This window comes from Streptococcus sp. 2154, from assembly GCF_013277255.1.
Lineage (GTDB): Bacteria > Bacillota > Bacilli > Lactobacillales > Streptococcaceae > Streptococcus > Streptococcus pseudopneumoniae.
The window spans coordinates 1-538 of the sequence record NZ_VMMK01000103.1 but is presented as its reverse complement, the minus strand read 5'-3'; the positions used below and the strand labels follow the sequence as shown (position 1 = coordinate 538).

The following is a 538-nucleotide window of genomic DNA, read 5'->3' as shown; positions in this document are numbered from 1 at the left end:
TTCGATCCCGTTAACTCCCATTTTAGCGGGTGTAGTTTAGTGGTAAAACTACAGCCTTCCAAGCTGTTGTCGCGAGTTCGATTCTCGTCACCCGCTTTGAACTTTGTTCTTTGTACCAAGTTTTAACTTGGGCGCGTAGCTCAGGTGGTTAGAGCGCACGCCTGATAAGCGTGAGGTCGGTGGTTCGAGTCCACTCGTGCCCATAGTGTTTAGTCCATTACTAGAGAATTGAAACATTATCTTTTCACTAAGAGGACACGGGTTTGTTCCCGTATAAACTATTTTGGAGGATTACCCAAGTCCGGCTGAAGGGAACGGTCTTGAAAACCGTCAGGCGTGTAAAAGCGTGCGTGGGTTCGAATCCCACATCCTCCTTTTATATTAACGCGGGATGGAGCAGCTCGGTAGCTCGTCGGGCTCATAACCCGAAGGTCGTAGGTTCAAATCCTGCTCCCGCAATAAGGCTCGGTAGCTCAGTTGGTAGAGCAATGGATTGAAGCTCCATGTGTCGGCGGTTCGATTCCGTCTCGCGCCATTT

The 538-nt window shown here is 49.6% G+C and carries 5 tRNA genes; all 5 read left to right on the top strand.

Annotated features, from left to right (window positions below):
* Window positions 1–25: 25 nt before the first annotated feature.
* The 5 genes from HT693_RS11675 to HT693_RS11655 all read left to right on the top strand — a co-directional run bounded on the left by HT693_RS11675 (window position 26) and on the right by HT693_RS11655 (window position 535).
* Window positions 26–96: transfer RNA gene (locus tag HT693_RS11675), tRNA-Gly, on the top strand.
* A gap of 33 nt (window positions 97–129) precedes the next feature.
* Window positions 130–203, top strand: a tRNA-Ile gene (locus tag HT693_RS11670).
* 82 nt (window positions 204–285) lie between these two features.
* Window positions 286–375 (top strand) — tRNA-Ser (locus HT693_RS11665).
* A 10-nt stretch (window positions 376–385) separates the two neighbouring features.
* A tRNA-Met gene (locus HT693_RS11660) sits at window positions 386–459 on the top strand.
* 3 nt (window positions 460–462) lie between these two features.
* Window positions 463–535 (top strand) — tRNA-Phe (locus HT693_RS11655).
* The last annotated feature ends 3 nt before the right edge of the window (window positions 536–538 follow it).